Raw genomic sequence first — 21,435 nt, forward strand, 5'->3', positions numbered from 1 at the left:
GGGGATGGGACGGGTTTCTGAAACGGATAAAGAAACGGCGGCTTATCTGAAGCAGACTGCGTGGCGCGTCCCAGCAATCAGGCAGTGCACGCCGCGCCGCATGCACACGCTTGCCTGGATATCCGTCGCTACCGCAGCGACGGCAGGTCAGTGAATACAGAAAAACGGAAGAATGTATCCAGTCGAAAATATTTAATCCTAAAAATGAGGCGTTCTCAATGTTTTCGGCAGGCAGTTACCGAAAAAAGTTTCATGAGGTTTCTTTATTACTCACAAGTTCAGGATTAATTCAACTTCGGTATATGCCACAACACATGGCGACAACCAGGGTTAATACGAATCCGGCTCTTATTTTTAAAACTGGCGAACGCCATAATGAAGAAGCCGCCTCGATGGCGGCCCCATTTATTTAATAGGCGAATAAAAACAGCGCCGGATAGACAACCGCCCGAAACGTGTGCCGGTCGGCGCCGTCTGTTATTCCGCGTCCAGCTCCCGGTAATGGCGGAATATGCCTTCGCCGAAGGGCAGGCGCCTGCCGCTGGCGAAATAGGACTGCAAGGCCGGCAGTTCGGCCACCCGCCGATGCAGGGCCATGACGTGGGGGAATTTCGCGGCCTGGCTCCCCATCCGCTTGGGAAATGCGTAAAGCAGGCCGTCGACCAGATGGAACAGCGACAGATCCGCATAAGTCCAACGCTTGCCGCCTGCCAACCAGGCGTGCGGGTCCGTCAGGGCGCGTTCGAAATATCCCAGGAACTTCGGAATGCGCTCTTCGCGGAAACTGCGGGCACGGCGCGCGGCCTCTTCCTTCTGGTCTTCGTAATAATCGCTGGCGGAAATCGGATGGTGGGTGTCGTGCGCTTCAGCCACCATATCGGCGATGGTCAGCTGCAACTGGTTCACCCACAGGCGTCCTTCCACGGTGTCCGGCGCCAGTCCGTGTTTTTCACCCAGGAACAGCAGGATATTCGCGGTCTGCGCCAGGGTCATCTTGCCGGCCACCAGATAAGGCGGCGCAAATGGCGGATGCTTGCGGTCGGACAGCATGTCTTTCAGCAACGCGTTGTCGCCGCCCGGCTCGCGGGCGCGTTCGCGGTACGGAATGCCGCCCGCCTCCAGCGCCAGGCGCACGAACTCACCGCGCCCGGGGATACCGTCCCAATACCAAAGGTCGTAGGTCATGCAGGTCTCCTTCCCGGCGGAAAGCCAGAACCTGTCCATACTAAAAGCAGCGGCTGACCGTGTCGAACGCAGCGGCTAGGCGGGGAAGACGCTGATTTCGCCGTCCAGTTCAGCGGTCTGGCGGCCGTGGGCCTGCTGATACTGGCGCGGCGATTGCCCGAAATGCGCGCGAAAATCGCGTGAAAAATGCGCGCCGTCGGCAAAACCGCAGTCCAGGGCGATTTGCGTGATGCTGCAGGCATTATTGAGCAGCAGCCAACTGCCGTATTCCAGCCGCAGTTGCCGTTGAAACGCCATGGGCGACATGCCCGTGGCCAGACGGAATGCCCTTTCCAGCTGGCGCCGGCCCACACCGACATAACGCGCGATGGCGTCCAGCGGCGGCGGATTATCGATGCGCTGCTCGATGAAATGCGCGGCCTGGCGCACCCGCAGGTCCTGGATGCCCGACAGGTCGGTGCGGAAATGCGCCTGCGGCACGCGGCCCGGCCGCACGCCCTGCAGCATCATGTGGCGCATGGCCTGCTGCGCCTTGTCGCGGCCGCAATGGCGCGCCACCAGGTACAGCCCCAGGTCGATCGCAGCGGTGGAACCCGCGCAGGAGATCAAATCGCCTTCGTCCACGAACAGCCGGTCGACCACGGCACGGCTGTGGGGGAAGCGCTCGCGGAAGGCTTCCAACACATTCCAGTGCACGCACACCGTGCGTGGCCCGATCACATCGGCCTGGGCCAAGGCAAAGGTGCCGGTGCAGATGCCCAGCAAGCGCACCCGCTGCGCCGCGGCCAGCCGCAGCCAGTCGCGCAGCGGTTCGGGCATGCGGCCGCCGATGTAGTCATTGCCGCCACAGACCGCCACGTAGTCGAACTGCGTCGGGTCATCGGGCAAGCCCGCGGCCACGTCGATGGTCAGGCCGGCGCTGGAGCAGCGGGGCTTGCCGTCCCAGCTCATCACCCGCCAGGCGGTGTGGATCTGCCGGCTGCGTCCACCGTGGTCGCCGGCCAACCGCAAGACATCCACAAAACCGGCGAACGCGGCGAGCGTGAACTGGTCGAGCAGCACCAGGCCGACCGTCAGCGAGGGTTTCCCCTGAGGCGGGGCCTGCTCGCCGTCTTCATAGGAGAGCGGCGTGGACGAGGGTGGCGGGGCGACAGTCATGACGCAATTATTCAAGTTTATGTCCCGCGCCTTCAAGCTCGTTTTCCCGAGCATCGCCCAAGATGTGCGTGTGGTACTTGAGTCAATGCATCACGGATCGACAAATCTACAAGGGGAATCCGACATGGCAACACATCACCGCAGCGCGCTGGGCGCCGTTGCGCTGGGCGCGGGGCTGATCCTGGCTTCGCAGACCGCGCTGGCGCAGCAGCAGAAAATCACCGTCGCCTGGTACGGCGGCAACTGGGGCGACGCGTTCCGCGCCTGCGTGGCCGATCCCTACACCAAGGCGACCGGCGTGACGGTGGTGCCGGAAGTCGGCACGTCCACCACCACCCTTGCCAAGCTGCAGCAGCAAAAGGCCGCGCCCACCATCGACGTGGCCTGGATGGACGGCGGCATCAGCGAACTGGCGCAGCAGGCCGGCGTGCTGGACGCGCTGGACCCGGCCGCCGTGCCCAACCTGAAGAACGTGATCGACCAGGGCGTCTACCGGGACGGCGCGTCGGTGTTCGCGGTCAGCACCGGTTACTACTCGCTGGGCATCACGTACAACACCAAGGAAGTGACGCAGCCGCCGACCAGCTGGAAGGACCTGTGGAAGCCCGAATACGCGGGCGCGGTGGCGGTGCCCTCGCCGGCCAATTCGTCGGGCGTGCCGTTCATTTTCTTCCTGGCGCGCGTCTGGGCCATCGACCCGTCGAACCTGGGCCCGCTCTACGCCAAGCTGGCCTCGCTGGACACCGCGCTGTTCTTCGACAGTTCGGGCGCGGCCACCAATGCCTACCAGAGCGGCGAGGCCGTGATCGGCGCGCACTTCAACGTGGGCGCCTGGGACCTGATCGACAAGGGCCTGCCCATCGGCTTCACGGTGCCCAAGGAAGGCGCCTGGGCCACCGACGCGCGGCTGCACCTGGTCAAGGGCGCGCCCAACAAGGCCGCCGCGCAGAAGTTCATCGACACCGCGCTGACGCCGGATGCGGCCGCGTGTCTGGCCAGCCGCCTGTACCTGGGGCCTGCGGTCAAGGACGTGCAGGTGTCCAAGGACGTCGCCCGCAAGCTGCCGTGGGGCGCGGAGGGATCGGTCAAGAACCTGAGCCTGTTCGACTGGAACATCATCAACACCCGCCGCGCCGAGATCACCGATGCGTGGAACCGGCAGGTTGCCCGCAAGCGCTGAGCAAGGTCCTGTTCCCATGTCTGCTTTGCTCACTATCGAAGGCGTGTCGATGCGCTTTGGCGCCTACCAGGCGCTGGACCATATCGACCTGGCCATCCAGCAGGGAGAGTTCGTGGCGCTGTTGGGCCCCAGCGGCTGCGGCAAGACCACGCTGCTCAAGTCGATCGCCGGCTTCCTGAAGCCGGAATCGGGCCGCATCCTGATCGACGGCCAGGACGTCAGCCGCCTGCCGGCGCACCAACGCCCGCTCAATACCGTGTTCCAGAACTACGCGCTGTTCCCGCACATGACGGTGCTGGAGAACGTGGCCTACGGCCCGCGGCGCCAGGGCGCGTCCCGGCCCCAGGCGGCGGCCCGCGCCAAGGATGCGCTGGACATGGTGGGGCTGGCCGACTTCGGCTCGCGCTATCCGCGTGAAATGTCCGGCGGCCAGCAGCAGCGCGTGGCGCTGGCCCGCGCCATCGTCAACCAGCCCAAGCTGTTGTTGCTGGACGAACCGCTGTCGGCGCTGGACCTGAAGCTGCGCAAGCGCATGCAGCTTGAACTGAAGCACCTGCAGGCCCGCCTGGGCATCGCCTTCATCTTCGTCACCCACGACCAGGAAGAAGCGATGACCATGGCCGACCGCGTCGTGGTCATGCACGCCGGCAGGATCGAACAGGTAGGCGCGGGCACCGAGATCTACCGCCGCCCGGCCACGCAGTTCGTGGCCGAGTTCATCGGCGACGCCAATTTCCTGGCCTACACCGCCGCCGACGATGGCACCCTGGTGCTGGATGCGCAGGACCTGCGCCTGCCGCAGGCCCCAAGACCGCCGGTATCGCGCGGCCTGGCCGTGCTGCGGCCGGAAGACCTGAAACTGTGCGCCCCCGCGGACGCCATGCTGACCGGCACCGTGACCGATGTGATCAACGTCGGCAGCCACAGCATGATCCACGTCGACATCGGCGCCCAGACGCTGGTGGCGCGGCACGGCGGCATCGCGCCAACCGGGCTGCGCGCGGGCGCCGACGTCGCGCTGGCGTTCGCGCCGCAGCATCTGCACCTGATCGGCGGACAGCCATGATGCGGCGCGCCTGGCTTTCTCCCGGCCTGCTGCTGGCGGCCCCGGTGCTGTTTTTCGCGGCGTTCTTCCTGGCGCCGCTGGCCGTGGTGGCGCTGGCCAGCGCCACCGGCGGGCCTGACGGCCTGACGCCCACGGCGGCGCAATACCTGCGGGTGCTGGCCGACCAGTATCACTGGGACGTAATCCTGGTGACGTTCCGCCTGGCGCTGTTCACCACGCTGGCCTGCCTGGTGCTGGGGTATCCGCTGGCCTGGTACCTGGTGCGCGTCGTGCGCTGGCAAGCCTGGCGCCGAGCCTGCGTGATCCTGCTGGTGGTGCCGCTGTTCACCAGCAACATCGTGCGCGCCTTCGGCTGGATGGTGCTGCTGGGCCGCAACGGGCTGGTCAACCAGGGGCTGATGGCCACGGGCGCTGTCGACCGCCCGGTGCGCTTCATCGGCACCGAGCTGGGCATCCTGATCGGCATGGTGTACGTGCTGCTGCCCTTCGTGGTGCTGGCGGTGGGCAATGCGCTGGCGCGGGTGGACCCGGCCTGCGAACAGGCGTCCGCCGACCTGGGCGCCAGTCCGGCCGCGACCTTTTTCCACGTGACCTGGCCGCTGACGCTACCCGGCGTGGTGTCGGGCGCCATCATCGTCTTCACCCTGGCGGTCAGCGCCTATGTGACGCCGGCGCTGCTATCGGGCGGCCGCGTCACGGTGCTGTCGATGCTGATCTTCCAGCAGTACAGCACGGTGTTCGATTTTCATTATGGCGGTGCGCTCAGCATGGTGCTGCTGGTCTTTACCCTGATCCTGGTGGCGCTGGCCAACCGCGCCGCCACCCTGCCGGGAGCCGCGCGATGATCGCCCGCCACCTGATCCGCCTGACCGCCCTGGCCGTGCTGGCCTACCTGGCGCTGCCCCTGGTGGTGATCCTGGGCGCGTCGTTCACCGCCACGCCGTACCTGGCGTTTCCGCCGCAAGGCTGGACGCTGGAGTGGTACCGCACGCTGCTGGTCGAAGCCGGCTATGTCGCCGCGTTCACCACCAGCACCGTGCTGGCTTTGGCGGCGACCGTCGCGGCGGTGCTGCTGACGGTGCCGGCGGCGCTGGCGCTGGCGCGCTATGAATTTCCGGGCAAGGCGGCGCTGACCTCGGTGCTGATGTCACCGTTGGTGCTGCCGCACATCGTGCTGGGCGCGGCGCTCTTGCAGTTCGGGGCGTACTTCGGGCTGACCCGCAGTTTCCTGTCGTTGTTGATCGGCCACATCGTGATCATCGCGCCGTTCGTGCTGCGGTCCACGCTGACGCTGCTGACGCCCGAACAACGGGCGCTGGAAGAGGCGTCTGCCGACCTGGGCGCCAACTCCTGGACCACGTTCTTCCTGGTGGTGCTGCCGCAGATCCGCCCCGGCATCGTGACCGGTTCGATCTTTGCGTTCATCTCGTCGTGGATCAACGTGGAACTGTCCATCTTCAATACCACCGCGGACCTGAACACGATCCCGGTGAAGCTTTTCAACTATGTGCAATACACGATTGATCCGACCATCGCAGCCGTATCGGGCGCCACGATCGTGGCTGCGGTCGTCGCTATCGTGATCCTGGATTTGACCGTCGGGCTGGACATGCTGTCCGAACGCGGCAAATAACTTTTCTCTTTTATCTACCGCCTGGAGCTTCTGTCATGCGCAAGCAAGACGCGTTCGATGTCATCTATACCCATACGGAAGGCGAGCCTTTGTGCATCGTGCATAGCGGCATTCCGTACCCTGCCGGCTCGACCATTCTGGAAAAGCGCGCGTTCCTGGAACAGCACTACGACTGGCTGCGCAAGGCGCTGATGCGCGAGCCGCGCGGCCACAAGGACATGTTCGGCGTGTTCCTCACGCCGCCGTCCAGCCCTGAGTACGACGCCGGCCTGATCTACATCGACGGCACCGAGTATTCGCACATGTGCGGCCACGGCACCATCGCGGTCAGCATGGCCATGGTGGCCAACGGCCTGGTGCCGCGCGGCAAGGACGGCATCACCCGCATCCGTTTCGAGACCACCGCCGGGCTGGTGGTGTCGGAAGTCGCCTCCGAAGGCGACAACGTGCTGTGGACCCGCTTCGAGAACGTGCCGGCCTATGTGGCGGCGCAGGACATCCCGGTGGAACTGCCGGGCTACGGCAAGCTGTCGGCCGACATCGTGTGGGGCGGCAACTACTTCGGCATCGTCGACCTGTCGAACTGCGGCCTGCGCATTTCGCCGGACAACGGCACGGAACTGTCGCGCATGGGCCTGTTGGTGCGCGACCAGCTCAATGCACGCCACCGCATCCAGCATCCGACCGAGGCGCACATCAACAACCTGAACTTCATCACGTTCTGGCACCAGCCGACGATCGAGGGCGCGTTCTACAAGAACGTGCACGTGTTCAGCGCGGGCCAATTGGACCGTTCACCCGGCGGCACCGGCACCAGCGCGATGATGGCGATGTTCGAGGCGCGCGGCAAGATGGGCCTGAACCAGCCGATCAAGTCCGAAGGCCTGCTGGGCAGCGGCACGTTCGAGGGCTGCCTGCTGGGCGAGGTGAACCTGAACGGCACCCGCGCCGTGCGCCCCACGGTCAAGGGCACGGCCAGCATCCTGGGCACGGCGCGCTGGGTCATCGACAAGAATGATCCGGTGGGCGCGGGGTTCCTGATTCGTTGAGGTGACGGGAGGCGGCCGGCGCTTGCGGGCCGCCTCCGCTCCGCGTTGGAGGGATGAAGATGACCGCAGCCCCCCGTTCCCTCGTTCTCGTCACGCGACGTTATCGGAGTAGAGATCGGACGGATTGACGGGGGTGGAAAGGCTTGTAGCGGCATAGAGGAACACGTAGTCTGTCCTTGTCCAAATCGACAAGGCACCTTCCATGCTGCGCTGCCCAATCCCCCCCTATTCCGCGTCGGCAACGGCCAACCGCGGGTCCGCGCCACTGCCGCCCCGCTATATTCCCAGGAACAAACTTCCCAATGAGCAAGACTGGATCGAGCAGGTCGAGGCAATCAGTGCGGCTTGCCAGGCAGATCCCTCTCGACTGCTGACCATCGACGACGTTCGGGCCGCGCTCGCCGCCGAGCGCGCGTCATCTCGCCCATCGCGCTGACATGACGCCCGTCGTGTTCGCCCCCGATGCCTTGCGCGACATCATTGACATGCAGCGGTACTTCAGCGCTGCGGGCTCCGCCCGTGCGGCGGATCGATACATTGATGATGTCGTACGGGCCTGCCTGGACTTGGCGAGTTTTCCCTACCGGGGCGCGCAGCGCGATACCGTCACGCCCGATATGCGATTTCTGCACCATCAGCGACGCTGCACGATTGCCTATAAAGTGGGCGAACGCGCGTCAGTGACCATCATTGGCATTTTCTACGGCGGAGGCGACTACAGCCATCTGCTGCGGGAACCCCCGGCGCACTATCAGCGCCCTGTTTATCGGACGCTTGCGGCAATCCCTGCCCCGGGCTTAGGATGGAGCCACGGCCATACCGCTCGCCGCGCGCAGTCGGGCGGCACGGGCCGGCGTTTGAACCTTGCCAGCGATTCGGGAGCACATCGTGAAGAAAGTTGCTGAGATTCTCAGGGAAAAGGCCAACCCGGCCGTCGTGACGGTCACGCCGGACTCGTCGGTATACGACGCCATCAAGACCATGGCCGAACGCGGCATCGGCGCGGTGGTGGTGGTGGACGGCACCGAGGTGCTGGGCATGCTGACCGAGCGCGATTACGCCCGCAAGATCGTGCTGCAGGACCGTTCGTCGCGTACCACCAAAGTGCGCGACATCATGACCGATTCCGTTTTCTACGTGCGCCCGGAAGACACCCGCGAACACTGTATGGCGCTGATGACCGAACGGCACTTCCGCCATCTGCCGGTCATCGACGACCAGAAGCTGGTGGGCCTGGTATCCATCGGCGACCTGGTCAAGGATGTCATGAGCGAACAGAAGTTCATCATCACGGAACTCGAACGCTACATTTCCGGCCAGACGCACTGACCTGGCCACGCGGCAACTGTCGGCCCACGGCCGACAGCCCTTCAGCCAAGCCCTGGTGGCTAGCCGCCCGCCAGGATCCTGGACGCGGGTACCACCAAGCCCAGCCCGGCCGCCACCAGCAGCACGAATACCATCCGCTTGATGGTTTTCATCGACCCGGCGGTGCCGTAGCGCCGCGCCGCCCAAGTCACGCCAATGACCACCGGCAGGGCCTGCAGGCTGAGCCAGAACGCATTCGCCTTGAACGCGCCCTGCCCGGTCACCAGCGCCAGGCGCACCACGGCGTTCAAGGAAAACAGCACCAGCAGGCTGTTGCGGATGGACGCCAGCGGCAAGGGCTGGCGGTACAGGTGATACACCATGGGCGGCCCGGCGCTGGAAAACAAGCCGCCCAGCACGCCGGACACGCCGCCGAAGAACAGGAACGACCCGCGCGAGGACATACGTTCCAGCGGCTGGGTGCGCGCCACGAGCAAGACCGCGCAGGCCATGATGGTGACGCCCAGAAGCAATTGCAGCAGCACCGCCATGGACCCGCTGATCCACGCCAGCGCCGCCACGCCCACGCCGACCCCGACCAGGCTGCTGGCCAGGGCCGGCGCCATCAAGCGCCAACTGACCTGCGGCTTGGCGCGGGCCAGCGTGACGGCGGCATTGACCAGTGACAGCACGCTGACCACATTGGCCACATCGGACACGGACGCCAGCTGGAACACGCCGGACAAGCCCAGCAGCACCAGGCCGAAAGCGAAACCCGTCATGGTCTGGGCGTAGGTGGCCAGCGCCACGCAGGCGAGGAACAACACGTGTTGGAAGATGCTCATGCTTCGGGCGGAGCCTGACCTGCCTCGGCTCGGCCCGGCCGCGCGGAAGGCGGCCAAGAGCGGAACGACTGGGAACGGCGTATTCAAGAAGAGGATTGGACGCGGGCGATGATATCACCGGGGGTGGAAGGGCCTGGCTGCCTTGCCCGGGCCCCAGCCTGCGGCCGCCGCCAAGACCGCGACCTGGAACGCGATGGGAACCCCGTCTGGAGGGCCGCCTGGACGCCCGCATGGAGCCCAGTCTTGAAGCGCGTCTGCAGCCCCGCCCATACATCTTGTCATAACTGGATGCGTTCATGCACCCAGCCTCCCGCCGCCCCCCGCTATCCTTCCCGCCCTGTAAGCCACGCTCTGCCGGGTCTTGCCGCGCCATCCCGGCGCCGCGTCGAGCCCGGCGCGTTTTCCGCCCAGCATGACGCCCAAACAGACCACGATCAATACGGTGACACTGACCTGCTCCACTTGCGGCAGCGCGCAGTTCATCAAGCTGGACACCAACGAATACCAGTGCAGCCACTGCCAGGCCGTGACCCTGGTCGAGGACAACGTCGCCCAGCGGCTGGAGAAGATCCTGCGCGGCATCCAGCAGCCTGCTCCGGCGGCCAAACTGCAGCCGGGCGCCATCGTGGCGATCGTGCTGGTGGTGCTGGCGGCGATTCTAGTGCCGCTGACGTTCAATCTCGGCTCGCCGACCCAGCCCCCCTACCGCCCGATGCCAGTCATCCCGCCCCTGGACGCCTCGCTGGTCAAGCTGACCGATGTGCAGCAATGGCGCGTGCGCAACCGCAACCAGCTGGTCATGGTGATGCGCAACGAGACGGGCGAAAAGATCGACAGCCCTCGCGTCACCGCCACGTTCTACCAGGGCGAACTGACGCTGTCGTCCGCTACCGGGTCGCCGCTGGCGCGCACCCTGCAGCCCGGCGAATACACGCCCGTGGTGATCTCGCTGCCCGACACGTCCTATACCCGCTACACCCTGGAGCCCAGCGTGCCGTCCCGCGCCCGCGGCACCGCGCTGAAGATTGCCGCCGACAAGGTCCAACTGGTACGCAACGACGGCGACTACCGCCTGGTCGGCCTGTTGCGCAACCAGGACACGACCGTTTCCAACAGCACGCAGGTGACGGTGATGCTGTATGGCGAAGATGGCAAGCTGATCGGCACCGGCAACGGCTACGGCTCGGCCAACTCGCTCGCCCCCGGCGCGGTGACCTCATTCGACGTGCGCTGCGAGATGCTATCCGAGGGCAAGGTCGGCTCCTACGACTACATGGTGCAAAGTGAAAGCTAGCCGTTCCGAACCCAAACGCCTGTCCCTGCCCGCCAAGGCCGGACTGGTGCTGGTCATCCTGGCCGCCGGCGGTTATGCGCTGGCCAAGCACAACGGCCTGCTGCCCTGGGAAAAGGCCAAGGCCACGACCACCACCCAGGCCGCGATAGCCACCGCGGAGCCCGCCCCCAAACCCGCGCCCCCCGCCAGCCGCATCGTGCGGGTCAGCCCGGCCAATACGCGCGTCATCGACCACGTGCGCCTGACCACGGCGGAACTGCTGGACCCGGACTTCGCGCTGTTCGACCCCGCGGCGCTGTCGCTGTCTCCGCCGCGGCGCCTGCTGGACGAAATCGAGCGCCCGCTGCTGCTGGCCGAAGTCGTCAACCGCAGCGATGGCTACATTGCCCTGTCGCCCGGCTTGACGCTGTCGGTGTTCGACGGCGCCCGTCCGCTGCGGCTGCGCCAGGAATGGTCGCTGCCGTCCATGCTGTATCCCGGCGAGCGCATCCCCGTGCGGCTGCAAGGCGAGGATTTCGAGCGCTACAGCGAGATCAAGACCGATTGGCAACCCGCCAAACGCGCCGCGCTGCCCGGCGCACGCCCCAAGCTGGACATCACCGTCGACAACACCGAGGCAGCCGTCGGCACCGGCACGCTGAATTTCACCTACCGATTCCGCTACAAGTATGTGGTGGTGCATGGCCGGGTGCGCAACGACGACAAGACCGAGGTCCAAAGCGTCAAGGTGTGGGTCAGCCTGTACGACGCGCAGGACAGGCTGTCGGGCGCCCAATATTCGGAACTGAAGCTGCCCAAGCTCCAACCCGGCGAAAGCGCACCGTTCAAGGTGGACGTCAAGCAATACGGCGGCAACTTCGCCCGGGTGGCCGTGGTGTACGACGCCAAAGCCAACTAGGCGCGGAACAGGGCGCGCCCCTCACCCCCCCTCGTCAATATCTGCAAAACAGGGGGCCGCCAGCCCCCTGTTTTTCTGTCCCTATTTATTCCTTCCGGCCACTGTCCTCGCTGGCCGATTCCTCGCAAGACGCCCCCGCCACCCCCGTTCGGGCTCCGCCGTCCGCGGGCGCCGTGGCCTTCTCGCAACGGCTATCGATCCAAGTCTTATATAAGATATAAGACATTTGCTTGCGCCCCTTCTTCCTTCTACAATTCCTGCCGTAAACCCTTCTTCCAACCCGACTTTAAGCAGGCCTCACATGCTGGATACTTACCGCCAACACGTTGCCGAACGCGCGGCTCTGGGGATTCCCCCGCTGCCCCTGACGGCCAAACAAACCGCTGAACTGATCGAACTGCTGAAGAACCCGCCCGCCGGCGAAGAGCAGAATCTGGTCGAGCTGCTGACCCACCGTGTTCCGGCCGGCGTGGATGACGCCGCCAAGGTCAAGGCTTCGTATCTGGCCGCCGTCGCCCTGGGCTCGGAAGCTTGTGCCCTGATCAGCCGCGCCAAGGCGACCGAACTGCTCGGCACGATGCTGGGCGGCTACAACATTGGCCCGCTGGTCCAACTGCTCGACGATGCGGAAATCGGCACGATCGCCGCCGATGCGCTGAAAAAGACCCTGTTGATGTTCGACGCCTTCCACGACGTGAAGGAAAAGGCCGACAAGGGCAACGCCAACGCCAAGTCCGTGATGCAAAGCTGGGCTGATGCCGAATGGTTCACCAGCCGTCCGGAACTGCCCGAAAGCCTGACCATCACGGTCTTCAAGGTGCCCGGCGAAACCAACACCGATGACCTGTCGCCCGCCCCGGACGCCACCACCCGCCCCGACATTCCGATGCACGCCCTGGCGATGCTGAAGAACAAGCGCGACGGCGCGGCTTTCCAACCGGAAGAAGACGGCAAGCGCGGCCCGGTCAAGTTCATCGAATCGCTGAAGGAAAAGGGCCACCTCGTCGCCTACGTGGGCGACGTGGTCGGTACCGGTTCCTCGCGCAAGTCCGCCACCAACTCGGTGCTGTGGTTCACCGGCGAAGACATCCCCTTCGTGCCGAACAAGCGCTTTGGCGGCGTCTGCCTGGGCAACAAGATCGCCCCGATCTTCTACAACACCATGGAAGACGCCGGCGCCCTGCCGATCGAGCTGGACGTGTCCAAGATGGAAATGGGCGACGTGGTTGAACTGCGCCCGTACGAAGGCAAGGCCATCAAGAACGGCGAAGTCATCGCCGAATTCGAAGTGAAGTCCGACGTGCTGTTCGACGAAGTGCGCGCCGGCGGCCGCATTCCGCTGATCATCGGCCGCGGCCTGACGGGCAAGGCGCGCGAAGCGCTGGGCCTGGCGCCGTCGACGCTGTTCCGCCTGCCCAAGGACCCGGTCGACACGGGCAAGGGCTTCACGCTGGCCCAGAAGATGGTCGGCCGCGCCTGCGGCCTGCCGGAAGGCCGCGGCATCCGCCCGGGCACCTACTGCGAACCCAAGATGACCTCGGTCGGCAGCCAGGACACCACCGGCCCGATGACCCGCGACGAGCTGAAGGACCTGGCCTGCCTGGGCTTCTCGGCCGACCTGGTGATGCAGTCGTTCTGCCACACCGCCGCCTACCCCAAGCCCGTGGACGTGAAGACGCACCACACGCTGCCGGAATTCATCAGCACCCGTGGCGGCGTGTCGCTGCGCCCGGGCGACGGCGTGATCCACTCGTGGCTGAACCGCATGCTGTTGCCCGACACCGTCGGCACCGGCGGCGACTCGCACACCCGCTTCCCCATCGGCATCTCGTTCCCGGCCGGCTCGGGCCTGGTCGCCTTCGCCGCCGCCACCGGCGTGATGCCGCTGGACATGCCGGAATCGGTGCTGGTCCGCTTCAAGGGCAAGCTGCAACCCGGCGTGACCCTGCGAGACCTGGTCAACGCCATTCCGCTGTACGCCATCAAGCAAGGCCTGCTGACGGTTGCCAAGCAAGGCAAGAAGAACATCTTCTCCGGCCGCATCCTGGAAATCGAAGGCCTGCCCGACCTGAAGGTCGAACAAGCCTTCGAACTGTCGGACGCGTCGGCTGAACGTTCGGCCGCCGGCTGCTCGGTGTACCTGAACAAGGAACCGATCATCGAGTACATCAACAGCAACATCGTGATGTTGAAGTGGATGATCGCCAACGGCTACGAAGACGAACGCACGCTGGGCCGCCGCATCAAGGCCATGGAAGCCTGGCTGGCCGACCCGCAGCTGCTCAAGCCGGATGCCGACGCCGAATACGCCGCCGTCATCGAGATCGACCTGGCCGACGTGCACGAGCCCATCGTGGCCTGCCCGAACGACCCGGACGACGTCAAGACGCTGTCGGAAGTCGCCGGCGCCAAGATCGACGAAGTGTTCATCGGCAGCTGCATGACCAACATCGGCCACTTCCGCGCAGCCTCCAAGCTGCTGGAAGGCAAGCGCGACATCCCCGTCAAGCTGTGGGTGGCCCCGCCCACCAAGATGGATGCCACGCAACTGACCGAGGAAGGCCACTACGGCGTGTTCGGCACCGCCGGCGCCCGCACCGAAATGCCGGGCTGCTCGCTGTGCATGGGCAATCAGGCCCAAGTGCGTGAAGGCGCGACGGTCATGTCGACCAGCACGCGCAACTTCCCGAACCGCCTGGGCAAGAACACCAACGTGTACCTGGGTTCGGCCGAACTGGCCGCGATCTGCTCGAAGCTGGGCCGGATCCCGACCAAGGACGAGTACATGACCGACATGGGCGTCATCAACAAGAGCGGCGACCAGATCTATCAGTACCTGAACTTCGACAAGATCGCCGACTACAAGGACGTGGCGGACGTGATCGAGGTGTAAGCCTCTGTTCTCCGCCAGGCTTGCCTGCGGACGGCCCCGGAGCGATCCGGGGCCGTTTTTCTTTGGGCGGCGCCGGCCCGGACCGCGCCATGGCGCCTATTTAGTCGGGGACGGAACTTTTAGGGCGATACGTTTTCATACAATCACAGTAACCAATGACACAAAATCCCTAATCGCCGGCCGCCGGCACCAGGAGAAGACTGCCAATGACACGGCTCTTGCTGCCGCTGCCGCTGCTGACGGCGCTGGCCGGTTGCGCCACGGCCCCGCCTTCGAATCCCGAGAACATCTGCGCGATCTTCCGCGAAAAGCCCGACTGGCACGACGCCGCGCTGAAGGTGCAGAAGAAATGGGGCGCGCCGGTGCCCGTGCCGATGGCCATGATGTACCAGGAGTCCTCGTTCAAGCAGGACGCCGTGCCACCACGCTATTACTTCCTGGGCATCATCCCCTGGGGCCGGGTGAGCTCCGCCTACGGCTATGCCCAGGCCAAGGACGAGACCTGGGGCGACTACAAGAAAGACGCGGGCGGCTGGGGCTCCAGCCGCGACAACTTCGCGGACGCCCTGGACTTCATGGGGTGGTATATGAACAAGACCCAGCGCCTGAACGGCGTGTCCAAGTCCGACGCCTACGGCCAGTACCTGAACTACCACGAGGGCTGGACGGGCTACCGCAACCGCAGCTACGACCGCAAGGCCTGGCTCAAGACGGTGTCACAGAAAGTGCAGGCGCGCGCCGACAAGTTCGCCGCCCAGTACAAGAGCTGCGAAAAAGACCTCACGCGCGGCGGCTGGTTCTTCTGAACGCCGCAACCGGCACGCCGCGCGCTCAATAGATCCCGTAGGGAACCTCGACCGCCAAGGGCTTGCCGCCCTGGGCCGGGCGCAGTGCATAGGCATGCACCATGCCGTCCCCGCTGGCCAGCGACACTTCTTCGCGTTCCACGGCATAACGTTTGCCGTCGAGCTCGAGCGTGCCCGGGGCGACCGCCTGGGCCTGGGTGGGCAGCAGCAGGCCGCCCAATTCGCCGGCCATGTCCGAGAATTCGTAGTCGCGCAAAGCCCCTTCCGCCCGCAGGAGTTGCACGCGGGGCCGGTACGGCGCAGCGTCCAGGTTCCAGCCGTTGACCAGATCGGTGATCCACGGGCCCGGAATGCCATAGGTGCTGTCCAGCTCGGCCTCGCTGATTTCCGGCCCGGCCACGACCAGGCAACACACGGTCTTGCCTGCCTTGAAATCGTAGGCCGCCCACTTGCTGCCCGCGGCAACCACGCCGGGCAGCATCGAGTAGCGGTATTGCTGACTGAGCTGGGCATCGGACACCTTGCGCCAGGCGCCGACGGCGGGCGGCTGCGCCGACGATCCCGCCGCGGGCGTCTGCGCGGGCTGCTGCGCCTGGCAAGCCAGCGTCATCGTGATGCCCCCGATCAGGGCGGCGATCTGTTTGGCGATCATGGCTGCGATTGCCCCCCCAGCCGGTACACCACCGTGTCCAGCCGGCTCACGCCACGTTCGGCGAACTTGGGTTCCTTGGCCAGGATATCGCGGCGGTCAATGATGACCGCTGGCGAGACGCCGGCGAACAGGGCCTGCACGTCGGCGTCGACCAGCGCGAACGGCGGGCCTTCCATTTCTTCCTGGGGGTAGTCCAGGGTGATCAGCAGGCCGCGATAGCCCGGCGCCAATTGTCCGTAGACATGGCGCACATAGGCACCGCGCATGTCGGCCGGCAACGCCACCAGCGCCGCGCGGTCGTAGGCGCCCACGCAGTGCGACAGCAATTGCGCATCCAGCTTGAAGATATCGCCGCAGATGATCTCGATATTGCCCGCCACGTAGTGCTTGCCGTAGGCGGTGTCGTGGATGACGGGCTTGAGCTCGTTTTCGGTGAAGAATTGCTCGACCGCCAATTGGGACAGTTCCACGCCCAGCACCTGGAAACCCTGCGCCGCCAGCCAGACCATGTCCAGCGACTTGCCGCATAGCGGCACCAGCACCTTGCCCCCTGGGGGCGCCGACAGCGTCGGCCAGTATTTCTGTAACAGGGGCGTCACGCGTGTTTGATGAAAATGCGTGCGTCCGTCGCGCCAGCGTTCCAACCAGAATTCCGCGTCCATGCTTTGTATTTATCCTCCGGAAAATAGCGAATAACTCCATTCGCGGGCGGTGCCGCGCGCCGGTGCGCAGCTTGGCAAGACCCCCAGATACTACCTGTCCGGCGCCGGGTCAGCATGGGGAACAAGCGCCCGAATGACGCGTTTACCCCGCGCGGCGGTCTGCGTGCCGCGCCGGATGGCGGACACAGAGGCTTCGGGCTCGACCTAGGGTTTGTCCTAATCCGTAATCCGCATCCAGCCAGCGGCCAGCGCCGTATGTGTTCGTGACGGCCAACAAAAAGGAGATCGTCATGAAATTGCTAGCCTCGATTGCCATCGCCTGCTCCGCCCTGACCCTGTCGCCGACCTACGCGGCCGACGTCATGGTGGGCGGTCAAGCGATGATGCCCAGCAAGAACATCGTCGCCAACGCGGTCAATTCCGCCGACCACACCACTCTGGTCGCGGCCGTGAAGGCCGCCGGCCTGGTGGACACGCTGCAGGGCAAGGGGCCGTTCACGGTCTTCGCGCCCACCAACGCCGCCTTCAACAAGCTGCCGGCCGGCACGGTCGACACCCTGGTCAAGCCGGAAAACAAGGCCACCCTGACCAAGATCCTGACCTATCACGTGGTGCCGGGCAAACTGGACTTCGACGCCTTGGCCGCCAAGGCCAAGAAGGGCGGCGTCACCGAGCTGACCACGGTCAGCGGCGGCAAGCTCTGGGTCACGATGAACGGCAAGCACAACCTGACCGTCAAGGACGAAAAGGGCGGCGTCGCCACCATCAGCACCTACGACGTCTACCAGTCCAACGGCGTGATCCACGTGATCGACAGCGTGCTGATGCCCAAGTAAGCGCGCATCGCCTGCCCCGCGGCCGCTGCGGCGCGGGATGAGGATCCGGCCCGGCGGCAACGCCGGGCCTTGCCATGGGCGGCGGTGAAACGCGGATTCGCGATATCGTAGGGCCTTCGCCCCCTGCCCGCCCGCCATGATCGCAACGCTGCGCCGCCCTCTCCGATCGTTGTCCGGCCCTTCATGCCGCCTGCTCCGTGGCCTGTGGCTCGCCCTGCTGCTGACCAGCCTGATTGCCGCTGCGAACGCGCAAGCGCAACCGCAACCGGCGCCGGAATTCGACAACGCCTACAAGGCAGAACTGGCCGCGGAAAGCGCGGCCTTGCGTGCCCGTATCCAGCAGTGGCCCGCGCCCCTGCAAGCCATGAATCAGCAGATCTCGGCCGCCTTGCGCGCCAACGATCCGGAACAGGCGCGCCGCATCGCCGAAGACCTATCGCGCCGCGATCCCGCCAATGCCGACGTCAAGAACTTCCTGGGCAAACTGCAAGCCGTCAATGGCCAGCCAGGGGCGGCGGTGCAGCTATTCGATGAGGCCATCAAGCTGAGCCCGGACAACCGCTGGTTCTATGTCAACAAGGCCGGCGCACAGGCCGAACTGCGGGACTTGCCCAACGCGCTGGCCACGGCGCGCGCACTGACCGCGCGCTATCCGCAATGGAGCATAGGCCTGAACCTGGAAGCGGCGCTGCTGGACGGCCTGGACCGCGAGCCCGAGGCCCTTAGGGCGTACGAACGGGCGGTAGCCGGAACACCCCCCAGCGCCCAGATCCTGACCAACCAGGGACTGCTGCTGCGGCGCCAGGGCCGCCAGGCCGACGCCCGCGCCAGCTACGAAGCGGCGCTGCGGGTGCAGCCCGGCTATGGCCGCGCCGAGGCCGAGCTGGCGTCGCTGCCGCGATAGCCTCCCCGTTCGCCCCGAAGGTTTGCCGACACCCGAGCCATCCACCGCCGCAGGAGCCGCCGATGCCCTTCATGCCGTCCGATCAGGCCGTGCCGAACCCCAGCCGGCCGCCCGCCATCACATCCCCCGCGCGCCGCGCCCTGACGCTGTCGCTGGCGGCGCTGGCCTGCGCACCGCTGCGCGTGGCGGCGGCGGCCGGCGCCACGCCTTCCCAAGACCGGGACGCCCTCATCCGCCGGGTGTTCAAGGCAGACCTGGCCGGCATCCGCTATAACGCGGACCATGCCAGCCTGATGCGCCACCTGGGGGTGATCTGGATTCCCGTAGAGTCGGGCGCGCCGGGCATCGAATTCGAAAATCCGCTGGGCGGCAAGGACACGATCGGCGCGGCGATGGCCTTGCTCGGCACCCACGACCGAAGCCGGGCGGCGCAGCGGCTGGCGGAAGTCAGCCGGCTGGTGCCATCCTATGTGCGTGAAATCGGCCGCCTTGCCCCCGGCCGCTATGTCGTGCCGGCGGCGCGGCGCGAGGCCTTTGACTTTCCCGACAGCGGCGTCGACGCGCAGGGCAATTTCCAGCTACGGGGCGAACATCTTGCCCTGCTGCGCGCGGCGAATTGGCGCGATGCCGGCACAGACGCGCTGGAAGCCGTGCTGCGCGAGGGCGACGCGTATTGGCCCATGCCGTATATCGACGGCAAGCGTCCCTACGGCGACAGCAGTTTCTACCAGATCGACATGGCGCGGCTGCTGGGCGAACCCTACGCCTTGGACGCACGGGGCCGTGCGATCACGGAACCCGCCAAGGACGCGCGGCTGGCCAGCCTGCACTGGCAGACGGCCGCCGCGTTGCAGGTGTTCCTGGCCCACGCCAGCGCCTGATAGCACTGCAAGGCGCCTCGCACCGGCCCTAGCGCGTAAGAAAAAGCCGGATATCGTCGGCCACCGGCACCGCCGCCAGCACCATCAGGAACAGCGCCAGCGGCAGCGTGGAGCCAAAGCCGTAGTGGAAGAACGAATACGCGCCCGTCACGCCGCCAGCAAAGAACAGCGTGACCATCCAGCTCAGTACGATGAGCTTGCCGCGGTCGGCCCGCACCGGCGGCGTGTCCACCGCGTCGGCCCGCGCCAGATTCCAATAGAACAGCTTGCCCAGTTCAATGCCGATATCGGTGACCATGCCGGTCACGTGGGTGGTACGGATCTCGGACTTGGAGACCTTGGTGATCATCGCGTTCTGCAGGCCCATGATGTAGCACAGCAGCATCACGGTGCCCGGCACGTAGAACCAGCGCAGCGTTTCCAGATTGGCGCCCAGCAGACCGAACACCAGCAGCAGCAAGGCCTCGACCAGCAGTGGCAGCGCAAACTCGCTGGCCAGGTGCGAGCGGCGTCCGAAATGGATCAGCGAAGCCGACGTGGCCGCCCCCGCCAGGAACGACAGCAGCGCGGCCAGGCCCTGCAATACCACCGCCAGGCCGCCCAGTGCCATGTGGTCGGCCATCATCGACACGATGCCCGACATGTGCGAGGTGTACTGCTGCACCGCCAGGAAGCCGCCCGCGTTGACGGCGCCCGCGGTGAAGGTCAGGAAATAGGCCAGCCGCCGGTTGGCCTGCGGCGTGCGGCTGACCGCGGTGAGCTGGCGCAGAAAGGGAATGGGCACGGCCGTGAAAGCTCCCGGAAACAGGTCAGCGCGGCCGGCCAAGCCCGCCGCGCCCGGTCCCAGGATTCTACCGCCGGGGCGCGTGCGTCGACCGCCTGCGCAGCCGCCCCGGTCGCGGCAGTTCAGGCCGCGTCCGACTCCGCCAGCTGCTTGCGGCGGAACTCGCCCTGGCGCACGTGCATCCAGCCCGGATATTCCGGCGGCAGCGCGCTGACCTTGTCCAGCTGCTCCAGTTCTTCGGACGTCAGCTTGATCGCGGTGGCCGCCAGGTTGTCGTCCAGCTGATCGACCCGCTTGGCGCCGATGATGACGCTGGTCACCGAACGCTGGTGCAGCAGCCAGGCCAGCGCCACTTGCGCCACCGACACCCCGCGCGCATCCGCCACCTTGCGCAACGCATCGATGCTGTCGAACGCGCGGTCACGGTCCACCGGCGGGAAGTCGAACTGGGCGCGGCGGCTGCCGGCCTCGGCCTGGCCGTCGCGGCTGTACTTGCCGCTAAGCAGGCCGCCCGCCAAGGGGCTCCAGACCATCAGGCCGACGCCCTCGCTTTGCAGGAGCGGCACGATCTCGCGTTCCAGGTCGCGGCCGGCGATGGTGTAGTACGCCTGCAGCGACTCGAAGCGGGCCAGGCCCAGACGCTCGGCGATGCCCAGGGCTTTCATGATCTGCCAGGCCGCCCAGTTGGACACGCCGACGTAGCGCACGTGGCCGTGCTGCACCAGATTGTCCAGCGCCCGCACCGTTTCCTCGACCGGCGTGGCCGGGTCGAAGCCGTGGATCTGGTACAGGTCGATGTGATCCAGTTGCAGACGCGTCAGGCTTTTCTTGACGCTATCCATGATGTGAAAGCGCGAGTTGCCGCGGGCATTCACACCGGCGCCTGTCTGGCCGAACACCTTGGTGGCGATGACCACGTCGTCGCGCGCCACGTTCAGGTCGCGCAGCGCCTGCCCGGTGATGACCTCGGAGCGGCCTTCCGAATACACGTCCGCGGTGTCGATGAAATTGACGCCCGCGTCAAGCGCGCGCCCCACCAGGCGATTGGCGTCTTCCTGCTGCAGGTCGCCGATCTTGCTCCACAATTCGCCTTCGCCACCGAAGGTCATGGTGCCCAGGCAAAGTTCCGAGACGAACAGGCCGGTGCTGCCGAATTTTTTGTACCGCATCATTGCACTCCTTCTGGGGCGCGGCGCGCCGCCCGGGCCGGGATGGCAGGGCGATGGCGCGGGGCCGGGGGTGAAAACAGTATGCGTCTGGCGGCCCGGGGAACGGATGCTCGATCCTGCCCTTTTTTTGCCTGATTCTCTGGCGTGAGGACCTACCGGCCGGTATCCGCCCGATCCTCCGCACTTCTTGCCTATTTGTCCGTGGCGCTGCGGCAGATGGTTCAGCCAGCGC

20 protein-coding genes and 1 pseudogene are annotated in these 21,435 nt (G+C 65.9%); 14 read left to right on the forward strand and 7 right to left on the reverse strand.

The genetic code is table 11. From position 1 onward, the window contains the following. Nucleotides 1-477: 477 nt before the first annotated feature. Nucleotides 478-1,185, reverse strand: a complete 708-nt coding sequence (locus A9974_RS24635; RefSeq protein WP_183006810.1) for a glutathione S-transferase — start codon at nucleotides 1,183-1,185, stop codon at nucleotides 478-480. Between the two features lie 75 nt (nucleotides 1,186-1,260). After that, on the reverse strand, nucleotides 1,261-2,343 hold the full coding sequence (locus A9974_RS24640) for a GlxA family transcriptional regulator (protein ID WP_183006811.1): 1,083 nt from the start codon (nucleotides 2,341-2,343) through the stop codon (nucleotides 1,261-1,263). Nucleotides 2,344-2,467: 124 nt separating this feature from the next. Here A9974_RS24640 and A9974_RS24645 point away from each other — a divergent pair, with 124 nt between their 5' ends. The 7 genes from A9974_RS24645 to A9974_RS24675 all read left to right on the forward strand — a co-directional run bounded on the left by A9974_RS24645 (nucleotide 2,468) and on the right by A9974_RS24675 (nucleotide 8,600). After that, entirely contained in the window at nucleotides 2,468-3,523 is a 1,056-nt protein-coding gene (locus A9974_RS24645) for an ABC transporter substrate-binding protein (RefSeq protein WP_183006812.1), read from the forward strand. Nucleotides 3,524-3,539: 16 nt separating this feature from the next. Further along, the gene (locus A9974_RS24650; RefSeq protein WP_183006813.1) at nucleotides 3,540-4,589 is read left to right on the forward strand and encodes an ABC transporter ATP-binding protein; all 1,050 of its coding nucleotides are present in this window, start codon (nucleotides 3,540-3,542) and stop codon (nucleotides 4,587-4,589) included. After that, the gene (locus tag A9974_RS24655) at nucleotides 4,586-5,434 is read left to right on the forward strand and encodes an ABC transporter permease (protein ID WP_183006814.1); all 849 of its coding nucleotides are present in this window, start codon (nucleotides 4,586-4,588) and stop codon (nucleotides 5,432-5,434) included. The genes A9974_RS24650 and A9974_RS24655 overlap by 4 nt, the downstream gene beginning before the upstream one ends. Further along, complete coding sequence (locus A9974_RS24660; RefSeq protein WP_183006815.1) at nucleotides 5,431-6,222, forward strand: ABC transporter permease; 792 nt, start codon at nucleotides 5,431-5,433, stop codon at nucleotides 6,220-6,222. Before A9974_RS24655 ends, A9974_RS24660 begins: the two co-directional genes overlap by 4 nt. A 35-nt stretch (nucleotides 6,223-6,257) precedes the next feature. After that, complete coding sequence (locus tag A9974_RS24665; protein ID WP_183006816.1) at nucleotides 6,258-7,271, forward strand: proline racemase family protein; 1,014 nt, start codon at nucleotides 6,258-6,260, stop codon at nucleotides 7,269-7,271. Between the two features lie 437 nt (nucleotides 7,272-7,708). Beyond that, complete coding sequence (locus A9974_RS24670) at nucleotides 7,709-8,176, forward strand: type II toxin-antitoxin system RelE/ParE family toxin (protein ID WP_183006817.1); 468 nt, start codon at nucleotides 7,709-7,711, stop codon at nucleotides 8,174-8,176. Next, on the forward strand, nucleotides 8,160-8,600 hold the full coding sequence (locus tag A9974_RS24675) for a CBS domain-containing protein (RefSeq protein WP_183006818.1): 441 nt from the start codon (nucleotides 8,160-8,162) through the stop codon (nucleotides 8,598-8,600). The genes A9974_RS24670 and A9974_RS24675 overlap by 17 nt, the downstream gene beginning before the upstream one ends. A gap of 59 nt (nucleotides 8,601-8,659) precedes the next feature. Here A9974_RS24675 and A9974_RS24680 read toward each other — a convergent pair whose 3' ends face one another. Continuing rightward, the gene (locus tag A9974_RS24680; protein ID WP_183006819.1) at nucleotides 8,660-9,424 is read right to left on the reverse strand and encodes a TSUP family transporter; all 765 of its coding nucleotides are present in this window, start codon (nucleotides 9,422-9,424) and stop codon (nucleotides 8,660-8,662) included. A 412-nt stretch (nucleotides 9,425-9,836) separates the two neighbouring features. Between A9974_RS24680 and A9974_RS24685 the strand changes: the two genes are divergently transcribed. From A9974_RS24685 to A9974_RS24700, 4 genes are all read left to right on the forward strand, one after another. Then, nucleotides 9,837-10,718 (forward strand): FxLYD domain-containing protein, encoded by an 882-nt coding sequence (locus A9974_RS24685; RefSeq protein ID WP_183006820.1) that lies wholly within the window; start codon nucleotides 9,837-9,839, stop codon nucleotides 10,716-10,718. Then, complete coding sequence (locus A9974_RS24690) at nucleotides 10,708-11,616, forward strand: FxLYD domain-containing protein (protein ID WP_183006821.1); 909 nt, start codon at nucleotides 10,708-10,710, stop codon at nucleotides 11,614-11,616. Before A9974_RS24685 ends, A9974_RS24690 begins: the two co-directional genes overlap by 11 nt. Before the next feature lie 301 nt (nucleotides 11,617-11,917). Continuing rightward, a complete protein-coding gene (acnB, locus tag A9974_RS24695; protein ID WP_183006822.1) occupies nucleotides 11,918-14,509 on the forward strand; it encodes a bifunctional aconitate hydratase 2/2-methylisocitrate dehydratase in 2,592 nt (863 codons plus the stop codon). Between the two features lie 206 nt (nucleotides 14,510-14,715). Further along, nucleotides 14,716-15,315 carry a hypothetical protein gene (locus A9974_RS24700; protein ID WP_183006823.1) on the forward strand — a complete coding sequence of 200 codons (600 nt, stop codon included), beginning with the start codon at nucleotides 14,716-14,718 and terminating at the stop codon, nucleotides 15,313-15,315. Nucleotides 15,316-15,340: 25 nt separating this feature from the next. Here A9974_RS24700 and A9974_RS24705 read toward each other — a convergent pair whose 3' ends face one another. Both A9974_RS24705 and A9974_RS24710 read right to left on the reverse strand, forming a co-directional pair. Continuing rightward, on the reverse strand, nucleotides 15,341-15,967 hold the full coding sequence (locus A9974_RS24705) for a hypothetical protein (protein ID WP_183006824.1): 627 nt from the start codon (nucleotides 15,965-15,967) through the stop codon (nucleotides 15,341-15,343). Continuing rightward, nucleotides 15,964-16,629 (reverse strand): thiopurine S-methyltransferase, encoded by a 666-nt coding sequence (locus tag A9974_RS24710; protein WP_183006825.1) that lies wholly within the window; start codon nucleotides 16,627-16,629, stop codon nucleotides 15,964-15,966. The genes A9974_RS24705 and A9974_RS24710 overlap by 4 nt, the downstream gene beginning before the upstream one ends. A 290-nt stretch (nucleotides 16,630-16,919) precedes the next feature. Between A9974_RS24710 and A9974_RS24715 the strand changes: the two genes are divergently transcribed. The 3 genes from A9974_RS24715 (at nucleotide 16,920) to A9974_RS24725 (ending at nucleotide 19,250) form a co-directional block, all read left to right on the forward strand. Further along, nucleotides 16,920-17,465 (forward strand): fasciclin domain-containing protein, encoded by a 546-nt coding sequence (locus A9974_RS24715; protein ID WP_183006826.1) that lies wholly within the window; start codon nucleotides 16,920-16,922, stop codon nucleotides 17,463-17,465. A gap of 169 nt (nucleotides 17,466-17,634) precedes the next feature. Then, a complete protein-coding gene (locus tag A9974_RS24720; RefSeq protein WP_255468315.1) occupies nucleotides 17,635-18,369 on the forward strand; it encodes a tetratricopeptide repeat protein in 735 nt (244 codons plus the stop codon). A 71-nt stretch (nucleotides 18,370-18,440) separates the two neighbouring features. Continuing rightward, nucleotides 18,441-19,250, forward strand: a complete 810-nt coding sequence (locus tag A9974_RS24725) for a hypothetical protein (protein ID WP_183006827.1) — start codon at nucleotides 18,441-18,443, stop codon at nucleotides 19,248-19,250. A gap of 31 nt (nucleotides 19,251-19,281) precedes the next feature. On the opposite strand, the pseudogene A9974_RS24730 reads toward A9974_RS24725, so the two are convergent. After that, a pseudogene (locus A9974_RS24730) lies at nucleotides 19,282-20,034 on the reverse strand (YoaK family protein); the annotation flags it as partial. Nucleotides 20,035-20,156: 122 nt separating this feature from the next. Beyond that, the gene (locus A9974_RS24735; protein WP_183006829.1) at nucleotides 20,157-21,203 is read right to left on the reverse strand and encodes an aldo/keto reductase; all 1,047 of its coding nucleotides are present in this window, start codon (nucleotides 21,201-21,203) and stop codon (nucleotides 20,157-20,159) included. Nucleotides 21,204-21,435: the final 232 nt, after the last annotated feature.

It is taken from the genome of Achromobacter sp. UMC71, assembly GCF_014170305.1.
Taxonomy (GTDB): Bacteria; Pseudomonadota; Gammaproteobacteria; order Burkholderiales; family Burkholderiaceae_B; genus Achromobacter.

Coding starts and splice junctions, on each gene's coding strand:
- A9974_RS24635 (WP_183006810.1), bottom strand. CDS start 1,185: ATGACCTACGACCTTTGGTATTGGGACGGTATCCCCGGGCGCGGTGAG.
- A9974_RS24640 (WP_183006811.1), bottom strand. CDS start 2,343: ATGACTGTCGCCCCGCCACCCTCGTCCACGCCGCTCTCCTATGAAGAC.
- A9974_RS24645 (WP_183006812.1), top strand. CDS start 2,468: ATGGCAACACATCACCGCAGCGCGCTGGGCGCCGTTGCGCTGGGCGCG.
- A9974_RS24650 (WP_183006813.1), top strand. CDS start 3,540: ATGTCTGCTTTGCTCACTATCGAAGGCGTGTCGATGCGCTTTGGCGCC.
- A9974_RS24655 (WP_183006814.1), top strand. CDS start 4,586: ATGATGCGGCGCGCCTGGCTTTCTCCCGGCCTGCTGCTGGCGGCCCCG.
- A9974_RS24660 (WP_183006815.1), top strand. CDS start 5,431: ATGATCGCCCGCCACCTGATCCGCCTGACCGCCCTGGCCGTGCTGGCC.
- A9974_RS24665 (WP_183006816.1), top strand. CDS start 6,258: ATGCGCAAGCAAGACGCGTTCGATGTCATCTATACCCATACGGAAGGC.
- A9974_RS24670 (WP_183006817.1), top strand. CDS start 7,709: ATGACGCCCGTCGTGTTCGCCCCCGATGCCTTGCGCGACATCATTGAC.
- A9974_RS24680 (WP_183006819.1), bottom strand. CDS start 9,424: ATGAGCATCTTCCAACACGTGTTGTTCCTCGCCTGCGTGGCGCTGGCC.
- A9974_RS24685 (WP_183006820.1), top strand. CDS start 9,837: ATGACGCCCAAACAGACCACGATCAATACGGTGACACTGACCTGCTCC.
- acnB (WP_183006822.1), top strand. CDS start 11,918: ATGCTGGATACTTACCGCCAACACGTTGCCGAACGCGCGGCTCTGGGG.
- A9974_RS24700 (WP_183006823.1), top strand. CDS start 14,716: ATGACACGGCTCTTGCTGCCGCTGCCGCTGCTGACGGCGCTGGCCGGT.
- A9974_RS24705 (WP_183006824.1), bottom strand. CDS start 15,967: ATGATCGCCAAACAGATCGCCGCCCTGATCGGGGGCATCACGATGACG.
- A9974_RS24710 (WP_183006825.1), bottom strand. CDS start 16,629: ATGGACGCGGAATTCTGGTTGGAACGCTGGCGCGACGGACGCACGCAT.
- A9974_RS24715 (WP_183006826.1), top strand. CDS start 16,920: ATGAAATTGCTAGCCTCGATTGCCATCGCCTGCTCCGCCCTGACCCTG.
- A9974_RS24725 (WP_183006827.1), top strand. CDS start 18,441: ATGCCGTCCGATCAGGCCGTGCCGAACCCCAGCCGGCCGCCCGCCATC.
- A9974_RS24735 (WP_183006829.1), bottom strand. CDS start 21,203: ATGCGGTACAAAAAATTCGGCAGCACCGGCCTGTTCGTCTCGGAACTT.